Below are 8,697 nucleotides of genomic sequence, written 5' to 3' on the forward strand. Positions count from 1 at the left end.
AAGGTTGAACGCGATGGACGAAGTCCCGCTTTCAGCGATCGCGTGGCCTTTTGGCCAAGGTTGAACGCGATGGACGAAGTCCCGCTTTCAGCGATCGCGTGGCCTTTTGGCCAAGGTTGAACGCGATGGACGAAGTCCCGCTTTCAGCGATCGCGTGGCCTTTTGGCCAAGGTTGAACGCGATGGACGAAGTCCCGCTTTCAGCGATCGCGTGGCCTTTTGGCCAAGGTTGAACGCGATGGACGAAGTCCCGCTTTCAGCGATCGCGTGGCCTTTTGGCCAAGGTTTGATGGTTGATGGTTTGATGGTTGAATGTTGTTCGCGTAGCGTGGCCTTTGGCCAAGGTTGATGGTTGATGGTTGATGGTTTGATGGTTGAATGTTGAAGGTTGATGGTTTGATGGTTGAATGTTGAAGGTTGATGGTTGAAGGTTGATGGTTGAATGTTGAAGGTTGATGGTTTGATGGTTGAATGTTGAAGGTTGATGGTTGAAGGTTGATGGTTTGATGGTTGATGGTTTAAGATAGAAGGTTTGATGGTTGATGGTTTGATGGTTTGATGGTTGATGGTTGAAGATTAGAGGGTTAACAACTGAAAGCCGGATGTATAACTGGCAACCTGTAACGTTAAACATGTAACATGTAACCTGTAACGTAAAATATAAACTTTATAACGTTAAACCTGTAAACTATAACGTTAAACCTTCAACCTGTAACCTTCAACCTGTAACTTTCAACCTGTAACCTTGGCCAAAAGGCCACGCTACGCGAACAACCTGTAACCTGTAACGTTAAACCTGTAACCTGTAACCTGTAACCTGTAATCTGTGACCATTCAACTGATCAGGTGATATATGCTAAAAAAAGCCATCGTATTAGTATCTATAGTACTGCTTGCCTGCGCTACAGTTGTAGCAATCGATACCTTCCAGGGATATCAAGAGAGGATAACCATTGCGATCGCAGCTCCGTTAAGCAATGCTAGTGAATCAGCACAACGCTCAGGCAGAGCAATGGTAGACGGTGCTGAACTTTACATTAACCAAGTTAACAAGGCTGGTGGTGTTAAGGGCAAAAAGTTGAAGCTAGAGGTTTATGATGACCAAGGAAATCAGGATGTGGCACGGCAGGTTGCGAAGAAGATTGCTCAATCAAATGCGATCGCAGTGATTGGTCATTACAGTAGTGGGGTATCTACGGCTGCTGGTGAAGTTTATCAACACCATAAGATTCCTGCGGTGACCGGCTCAGCTACTGCTGATGGGTTCACCCAATCGAACAGTTGGTATTTTCGCACCATTTTTTCTAACAGTGCTCAGGGTACTTTTATCGCCAATTATATCCAAAAGATTCTGGGATCTTCCAATATTAGCCTAGTTTACAGCCCCAGCACTTATGGCTTGACCTTAGGGAAGACTGTTGAAGAGACGTTTCAGGAGTTAGGGGGAGAAGTAGCCAGTAAGTGGGTATTAGGGGATGATATAGACCAAGCCATAGAAACGATTTATCAAGATTTATTGGCTTTAAAAAATAGCGGCAGAGACCCAGGAGTGATTGTGATGACAGCTAATCGCAATCAAGTGGCTCGATTAATTGCCAAAATGAAGAGTTCTAAGATGGATTTCCCCATTTTTGGCGGTGACTCCTTAGCCGAAATATCGCTGGCTCAACGGTTTGAAGACTCCCCAGAGGAGAGAGATGAAGTAGGCTTCTTTACCAATGGAATTTATGCCATAGCTCCGATTATTTTTGACATTTCTGATGATAGCGGTCAACAGTTCAGAAACGAATTTGAAAAGAAGTACAAACAAGCGCCGGGATGGGTGGCGACTTGCTATTATGATGCGGCAATAGCCATTGTTGAGGCCATTAAACGCTCTGATCTTACCTGGGATGATTTACCGAAAAACCGTTTGATGCTTAAAGAAAGCTTAGCAACTATTAATAGCCAGGAAACGGCATTCAAGGGGGCAACCAGAAATATTTATTTTGACTATTACGGCAATGCAGTAGCACCATTTTTTGTGGGTATTTTTGATAGAAGAAAGTTTATTTCAGCGTTTAGCCAGCTGCAAATAATCCCGGACTTACGGGCTGTTGTTAATCTGCAAGAACAGCTCGACAGTGGTGAAATTGTAAAGGTTGGTAATAACTATATGGTAAAGACCCATATCGTTTACACCGGGATGGATATCAATGAGATTAGTCACATAGATGAAAAAACGTCCTCCTATTTGGTGGATTTTTACATTTGGTTTAGGTACCAAGGCGATATTCCAGCAGACCAAATCGAGTTCACAAATTATGGCATTGAGCGGCTAGATTCAGGAGAAAAATTGACCTTAAAGGAACCGATAGATACAGAGTTAAATGATGGTATTAATTATAAAGTCTACCGGGTTAAAGGCGATTTTCATGAAAAGTTTGATTTTCACGATTACCCGTTTGACCATCAGACTCTATCAGCCAGATTTCGACATCTTAACCTAACCCGGGACAAACTAATTTATGTAGTGGACTTCGTGGGAATGCGAGACACCACTACAGAAAAAGTTCTCAAAAATTGGAAGAGAGCTAAAGTGTTTGATAAGATTACCGATTGGAGTGTTGAGAATGCTAATTTTTTCCAGGATACGGTGATTAACGATTCGACTTTGGGCAATCGACGATTTATCGACACAGACTTAGATATAGAATACTCCCGATTCAATGTGGTTATTAAAATCAAGCGGGATTTAGTCAGTTTCAGTATCAAGAATCTATTGCCTCTACTGTTTTTTGTAGTGGTGGGATACCTGTTCATGTTTCTCCCCTTCGATCACATCTCCGTAGAAGCAGTAAGTGGCTTGCTACTAGCGATTGTCTTTTACCATCTGAGCTTGATAGAAGCACTACCGGAGGGGGTTGGCTATGTAGTGGCTCTAGACTATGCCTTTTTTATCGTTTATGTACTCAATGGCTTACAGTTGTTGATGGTGGTGATTGGGAATAGTGAGCGCTTTCAGTCTGGTAAGATTAAGATTAGCAAATTAATGGAGTTTGGAAGAGTGGCGTTTCCAGTGATTTTGGTAGTTTACACGTCTCTTCTGTGCTGGCGGTATTTGTAGTTATTTGTTCTAGCGGTTTGCGACTTGATTAAGTACATATATCTGGGTTTTAGGGAACAGGAATCCCCCTAACCCCCCTTAATAAGGGGGGAAGGGAACAGGGAATAGGGAATAGAGCAGTTGGCATTCAATCTAAGTTATTGATTAATCTGTAACAGATTAAGCTGTTGTGCATTTAAACTGTATATTAGTGAAATCAAATAAAAAAGATAGATCCCAGTGCCCTTTTGCCTTTTGCCTTTTGCCTTTTGCCTTGCTAAAAAGCATTTTAAATGCGTTTTAGCTTACCTTTTGGAGCTAGCTATGGTGAGCTGCTGTAGGGCATCAGAAATTTCTACCGGTAGTGGGGTTGGCTGATGAAGTTCTCGCGTTGAAGTGGCAAGACTAGCAACAGAGGCAGCTGTGCGTTTTTGGATGGTGTCTAAGGATTCTGGTGGCTTTAGTCGTTGACCTTGTTTGATTACTTGTTCCAGCAAAGGTTGTTCATGATCTTGGCAGGATTCAGCCATTAATCCTAGCCGGTCTTTGATAACTGTATCTTGGTGAAATTGGCGATAGATTTGCTTGCGTCCTGGATAGGTGATTTTGCTACTGGACTGTTTCATGGTGGGAATGCCATCAATTTCTACTAATTTGTAGACTCCATTGACTGGGCTTCCAGTGACTAGCCGAGTTCCGAGTCCATAACCGTTGATACAAGCACCAGCCTCTTTGAGTCTGGCTATTTCATACTCGTCTAAATCCCCACTGGCAAAAATTGAGACATTGGGTAAATGCGATCGCACCTCTTGGGACAAGGTCACTAAATCCCCAGAATCCAAACGTACTCCAGTCACTTGGATTTCTCCAGCTGCGATTTGTTGAGCCAGACTCTTAGCGGCTGCTACAGTATCGTAGGTATCTATTAATAAGGGAGCATTGGGAAAATAGCGATAAAAGGCCGTAAAAGCATCCTGCTCACTTCCAGATACTGCTGTGATCGCCATGACCAAAGCATGAGCCATGGTTCCTTGAGGCTGACATCCTAATTTAAGGGCTGCTAATACATTAGATGTGCCATCCAACCCAGCTGCTATAGCTGCTCGTGCTGCCCACAAGGATGCCTGAGGACTAAAGGCCCGTCGAGTGCCAAACTCTAGTAAGGTAGCTTCGGCCCCCGCCACATCTCTTAGCCGTGCTGCCTTAGTGGCAATTAAGGTCTGATAGTTAATTGTATTGAGTAGGTAAGTTTCTACTATCTGTGCTTGCCACAGAGGAGCATCCACCCGCAACAACGGTTCATTAGCAAATATTGCTGTTCCCTCGGGCACTGCCCACACATCACCGGTGAAGCTTCCTTCTGCTAAGAGTGACCAAAACTGTTCCGGTGCTCCCTGAAAAATGTCTGTCTGTTGTAATGCTTCTAGTGCCTGGGGACTAAAGCGAAACTGTTCCAGGTAGTCGAGTACCTGGGCGAGTCCCATAGCAATCAAGTAACCAAAGCCATTAGGTAAACGTCGGGCAAATAGTTCAAAGGAAGCTCGTTTTTGGGCTAAGCCTTCACCACTATAACAGGCTGTCATGGTCAGCTGATACAGGTCAGTTAATAAGCTATAGTCCTCAGGTGTAGGTATTAATTCCTGGTGTTTATCATTCATGGTAGTACTGTTTAAGTAGTAATGTTTAACATAAGGTAAAGGAACTTTAAATAGGTACAGATTTGTTAACAAGCATCTCAAAATTACCAAACAAATCTTAGTGATTAGTTAACCTTGATAAAAGTATTGCAAATATTGCCAAACAAATATTACTAATCCTGATCCCAAATCGATAATTTTCGATAAGATTAAGTACACCAAGACAAAAACGTCTTTCAGTCTTTACTGAGAGTTAATACTCAATAATTTGAGAACAGCAATTTGATGAGAGCAGGAAAGTAATCGTGAACCACCATAAAAGCTAAAGGTTCGCGGTAATTATAACCACTGCTGCTGTTTTCAACTCTAACTCAACTAATTCAGGAGAGCAATTTTATGGGTTTTTACAAACTATTGGAAAGCAGTATTCAATATCTTTCTGAAGCAGTAGCTAGGATTTTTGGTCCTAATGATGACATTTATCCTGCTATTGGTGTTCAACCCTTTAGCGGTGACCCCTTTGAGCAAAAAGAGGCATCTTGGTAAATTCTTCGGTAAATTCTTTGAATTTAGCTAGAATTTGAACGCTAACTATAGGGGTTATTGCTGGAATAAACAACACCCTTAGGGGCGCACAGCGTGCGCCCCTAAAGCTAATGTGGGGTTGCCTATTGACGGGATGATTTAAGCTGGGAGCGAACACCGTGATGCAGCTCATTTGGTAATGTAGCGGTTCTCATAACTCCCTACTCCCTACCTCATAAGGGTAGGTTTTTTACAAAGGGGCGAGTAGGTACTTTGATTGTCTTGATGCAAAGCGCGAGTGGGGGAAACCACGCCAGTTGCTCATGGGGGGAACCCCCAAGACCGCACTGGCTCCCCAAGACCGCGCTGCATCGCTACGTAGAAATTCCTCAAAATATGTATCAAAATACACACTAGTTTCCGGGATAATTCTCCCCATTTCCCGCTTTTCCCGATTCCCGACTCCCGATTCCCGACTCCCGATTCCCGACTCCCGACCCAAATGTAAAAAACCTACCCCTGTGAGCTACTCCCTACTCCCTACTCACCACTCACCACTCCCAATAACTCAGGCGTTGCGAATTGTCTAGTGGTTTAGCGTGACAAAATTGCTTTCACCTTTGCTTTAAACATTTCAAACTCTTCTGGTGTTGGTTGCACTTGCTGCCAACTTTCCCGTTGCTGTAAAGCTGTTTGCCAATTTTGAACTGAGGGATAGTCAGCTAAAGAAACGCCGATCTTGCTGAGAAAATATACCGACAAACCGGCGACAATATCGGCTACCGTAAATTGCCCTTCTACAAAATAGTTTTTATTGCCTAATTTTTCGTTATAAAATTTCATCACTTTGGCAACTTGTTTTTGAGCTTGCTCTAATTTTTTTGCTTCTACTTCAATCTCCAAGTTATGGCGCATAAATGTTACGATAGCAGGAGCAAGCTCATTGACGTTGACCAGTTCTATCATCCTCACTGTAGCAATAGCTTGGGGGTCAGTGGGCATAAGAGCAGGAGTTGGATATTTAGCTTCTAAATAATCTAATATCGCTAAGGATTCTATCACTTTAAATCCATCATCGATTAGGACTGGAACGTGATGAAAAGGATTGATTTCAATAAATTCTGGCGTAAATTGATCACCATCTAATTTTATTTCAACAGGCTCAAATTCAATCTGTTTTTCTAATAAAGCAATCCATACCCGTCGGGCATTGTTGGACATAGGATTATTGTAAAACTGTAACATTAACTCAATTCTCGCTTACTATCAACGTTTGATTTATTCTTAGTTTAATATCTACTATCAAGCACAGGGTCATAACTTGAGCTATTTCAAGAGCCTTCAACCCAAGCTGAGGATTTGACCTAAAAAGAACCCTACTGCTGCACTACCGATAGGAACTGTGAGATTATCAATACCGAACTTGGAGAAGGCTTCTAATACTGTGGCAAAGAATGCGATCGCAATTGACATCAACCAGGTTTCCCAGATATTACCTTGAACAGCGAAAAGGATCAGGCTACTGACGACATAGCTAGTTATGGCCATGGTCCCAGACCCTTCCCAGCTTTTTTGCATCCCCCAAGCCTGATAGGGATGTTGGCCAAATTTCTGACCAATCAGTCCTGCCAGTCCATCCCCCCATGCCATCACTAAAATACCAATAGCGGCATACTGGAATTGTTGTAAGGGCCAAAACCAGGCAATCACGACACCAATACTGACAGCATAGAAGAAAGTGCCTAGGCTTTTGCGCCCAACGCTGTTAATACCAGGCAAAATAGGAATGTAATAGGACAAAAGAGCGATCGCACCAGCGATAACTGATGCCAAGATACCTACCCAGCCAGGTATTTGTAGCCACCAAGCCACTAAAATAACGTTACCCGTGCCAATGTGAACAATTTTACGGGTAATTTCTGAATCCCTGGCGGTGCGCTGATGTAGCGTTTCCGCCAGCAGCACAATCGCACCGAGACCGACAGCAATCAGCGCAATTTGCAGCCATAGGGTTGGGATTGATTCTATCCAGGGTACAGAATTAAACAAGGATTTGATGGCAGCATACTGTAAGACCTATTTATTACTGTATTAGATTGAGTGACCATTACATGAAACTTTTACTGATTTGGCTAATTCGAGGCTATCGAGCGTTTATTTCGCCCCTATTTCCCCCAGTCTGTCGCTTTCGACCAACCTGTTCCCAGTATGCTATCCAAGCCATTGAGCGGTTTGGTGTCTTTCGGGGCGGTTTGCTAGGAATTCGCCGTATTCTACGGTGTCATCCTCTCTATCCAGGAGGTTATGATCCCGTGCCTGACGTTTATCCTAATGGTAATAGCGATAAATCTAGAAGTGTTGAACTTCGGAACAGGGAACAGGGAACAGGGAACAGGGAACAGGGAACAGGGAAAAAGTAGTGGCTCTTGTGGTTTGAGTATGCTGAAAAAACTGAGAACTGCTATAACTTATGAAACCTTATCAGCAAATCCCAATTGTAGAGTGTGGAGAACCCCTCATCCCCATTCCCTTAGAACAATTTGCCGCTCGTACCCCTCACCCCTACCAAAAACTGGGGGCACCTTATGGTAAGGCTTCCCCTTATTATCTGCGCCAGAGTGTGATAGAAGCACTCTTTGTGGCTCAAAGCCAACTCCAACAGCAGCATCCAGGTTGGCGCATCGAGATTTTTGATGGCTACCGACCGGTGGAAGTCCAACAATTCATGGTTGACCATACCTTTGCCGAAGTAGTTCAGGCACAACAAATCAACCCAACCATCCTATCGGAAAAACAACAGCAAGCCATTTGGAAACAAGTCTATCAATTTTGGGCAGTACCGAGCTCTAACCCCATGACTCCTCCCCCTCACAGTACAGGTGGTGCGTTAGATATTACCCTGGTGGATGCTACCGGTGAAACCATTGATATGGGCTCTCCCATTGATGAAGTCTCACCACGTTCCCATCCCGATTATTACGCTAATCAACAAGACTTGCCTTATCATCACAATCGACAGCTGTTAAAAAATTTAATGTACTCGGCTGGGTTCCGGTGTCATCCTAGAGAGTGGTGGCATTTTTGCCTCGGAGACCAAATGTGGGCTTGGCTGCGCAATCAAGAGGATGCAAGCAATACCTTTATGGCACGATATGGTGCTGTTGAGTGCGTCAGTGCCTAATCCTGAGTATTGAGTCGGAGAGTGGGTCAGTCCTACGTGGATCAGTCCTAGGTCAGTCAGTCCTAAGTGGGGAGCGTGGTGATAACTCAGTTGCTGCTAAGATGGTTTAGCACTGGCATTGTAGTGGAATTATCAATCAAGTAGCTCAAAGAATGCTACAAATAGACCATTTTTTATTGCCCCTCTTGCCTGTCTTGGCCCTCTTGCTAAGCACCTAAACAAAATTAATTTCCTACTACCAATCTCTGTAACCCTTACATCGTAAGGCTT

Annotated in this window: 9 protein-coding genes; 5 read left to right on the forward strand and 4 right to left on the reverse strand. The window is 43.6% G+C overall.

Annotated features, from left to right (window positions below; genetic code table 11):
• Window positions 1-255 precede the first annotated feature (255 nt).
• Entirely contained in the window at window positions 256-633 is a 378-nt protein-coding gene (locus tag BJP37_RS40485; RefSeq protein WP_075905381.1) for a hypothetical protein, read from the reverse strand.
• Window positions 634-852: 219 nt separating this feature from the next.
• Here BJP37_RS40485 and BJP37_RS33080 point away from each other — a divergent pair, with 219 nt between their 5' ends.
• Complete coding sequence (locus BJP37_RS33080; protein WP_075905383.1) at window positions 853-3,105, forward strand: ABC transporter substrate-binding protein; 2,253 nt, start codon at window positions 853-855, stop codon at window positions 3,103-3,105.
• 284 nt (window positions 3,106-3,389) lie between these two features.
• Here BJP37_RS33080 and BJP37_RS33085 read toward each other — a convergent pair whose 3' ends face one another.
• Window positions 3,390-4,742: a nicotinate phosphoribosyltransferase gene (locus BJP37_RS33085; RefSeq protein WP_075905385.1), complete on the reverse strand. Its 1,353-nt coding sequence runs from the start codon at window positions 4,740-4,742 to the stop codon at window positions 3,390-3,392.
• 375 nt (window positions 4,743-5,117) lie between these two features.
• Here BJP37_RS33085 and BJP37_RS41850 point away from each other — a divergent pair, with 375 nt between their 5' ends.
• Together BJP37_RS41850 and BJP37_RS40490 are read left to right on the forward strand one after the other, a co-directional pair.
• The gene (locus BJP37_RS41850) at window positions 5,118-5,267 is read left to right on the forward strand and encodes a hypothetical protein (protein ID WP_198954255.1); all 150 of its coding nucleotides are present in this window, start codon (window positions 5,118-5,120) and stop codon (window positions 5,265-5,267) included.
• A gap of 302 nt (window positions 5,268-5,569) precedes the next feature.
• Window positions 5,570-5,836: a hypothetical protein gene (locus BJP37_RS40490; protein WP_158069869.1), complete on the forward strand. Its 267-nt coding sequence runs from the start codon at window positions 5,570-5,572 to the stop codon at window positions 5,834-5,836.
• A 4-nt stretch (window positions 5,837-5,840) separates the two neighbouring features.
• On the opposite strand, the gene BJP37_RS33090 is transcribed toward BJP37_RS40490, so the two are convergent.
• Window positions 5,841-6,491: a glutathione S-transferase family protein gene (locus tag BJP37_RS33090; protein WP_075905388.1), complete on the reverse strand. Its 651-nt coding sequence runs from the start codon at window positions 6,489-6,491 to the stop codon at window positions 5,841-5,843.
• Between the two features lie 96 nt (window positions 6,492-6,587).
• Complete coding sequence (locus BJP37_RS33095) at window positions 6,588-7,295, reverse strand: diacylglycerol/polyprenol kinase family protein (RefSeq protein WP_075905390.1); 708 nt, start codon at window positions 7,293-7,295, stop codon at window positions 6,588-6,590.
• A 62-nt stretch (window positions 7,296-7,357) separates the two neighbouring features.
• On the opposite strand from BJP37_RS33095, the gene yidD reads away from it, so the two are divergent.
• Window positions 7,358-7,666, forward strand: a complete 309-nt coding sequence (gene yidD / locus BJP37_RS33100; RefSeq protein WP_075905392.1) for a membrane protein insertion efficiency factor YidD — start codon at window positions 7,358-7,360, stop codon at window positions 7,664-7,666.
• A gap of 50 nt (window positions 7,667-7,716) precedes the next feature.
• Window positions 7,717-8,427, forward strand: a complete 711-nt coding sequence (locus BJP37_RS33105) for a M15 family metallopeptidase (RefSeq protein ID WP_075905394.1) — start codon at window positions 7,717-7,719, stop codon at window positions 8,425-8,427.
• Window positions 8,428-8,697 lie beyond the last annotated feature (270 nt).

Source organism: Moorena bouillonii PNG, assembly GCF_001942495.1.
GTDB classification, from domain to species: Bacteria; Cyanobacteriota; Cyanobacteriia; order Cyanobacteriales; family Coleofasciculaceae; genus Moorena; species Moorena bouillonii.

What these genes read in the sequence shown, in the direction of transcription:
- BJP37_RS40485 (WP_075905381.1), bottom strand. Translation starts at nt 633, where the DNA reads ATGTTTAACGTTACAGGTTGCCAGTTATACATCCGGCTTTCAGTTGTT.
- BJP37_RS33080 (WP_075905383.1), top strand. Translation starts at nt 853, where the DNA reads ATGCTAAAAAAAGCCATCGTATTAGTATCTATAGTACTGCTTGCCTGC.
- BJP37_RS33085 (WP_075905385.1), bottom strand. Translation starts at nt 4,742, where the DNA reads ATGAATGATAAACACCAGGAATTAATACCTACACCTGAGGACTATAGC.
- BJP37_RS41850 (WP_198954255.1), top strand. Translation starts at nt 5,118, where the DNA reads ATGGGTTTTTACAAACTATTGGAAAGCAGTATTCAATATCTTTCTGAA.
- BJP37_RS40490 (WP_158069869.1), top strand. Translation starts at nt 5,570, where the DNA reads ATGGGGGGAACCCCCAAGACCGCACTGGCTCCCCAAGACCGCGCTGCA.
- BJP37_RS33090 (WP_075905388.1), bottom strand. Translation starts at nt 6,491, where the DNA reads ATGTTACAGTTTTACAATAATCCTATGTCCAACAATGCCCGACGGGTA.
- yidD (WP_075905392.1), top strand. Translation starts at nt 7,358, where the DNA reads ATGAAACTTTTACTGATTTGGCTAATTCGAGGCTATCGAGCGTTTATT.
- BJP37_RS33105 (WP_075905394.1), top strand. Translation starts at nt 7,717, where the DNA reads ATGAAACCTTATCAGCAAATCCCAATTGTAGAGTGTGGAGAACCCCTC.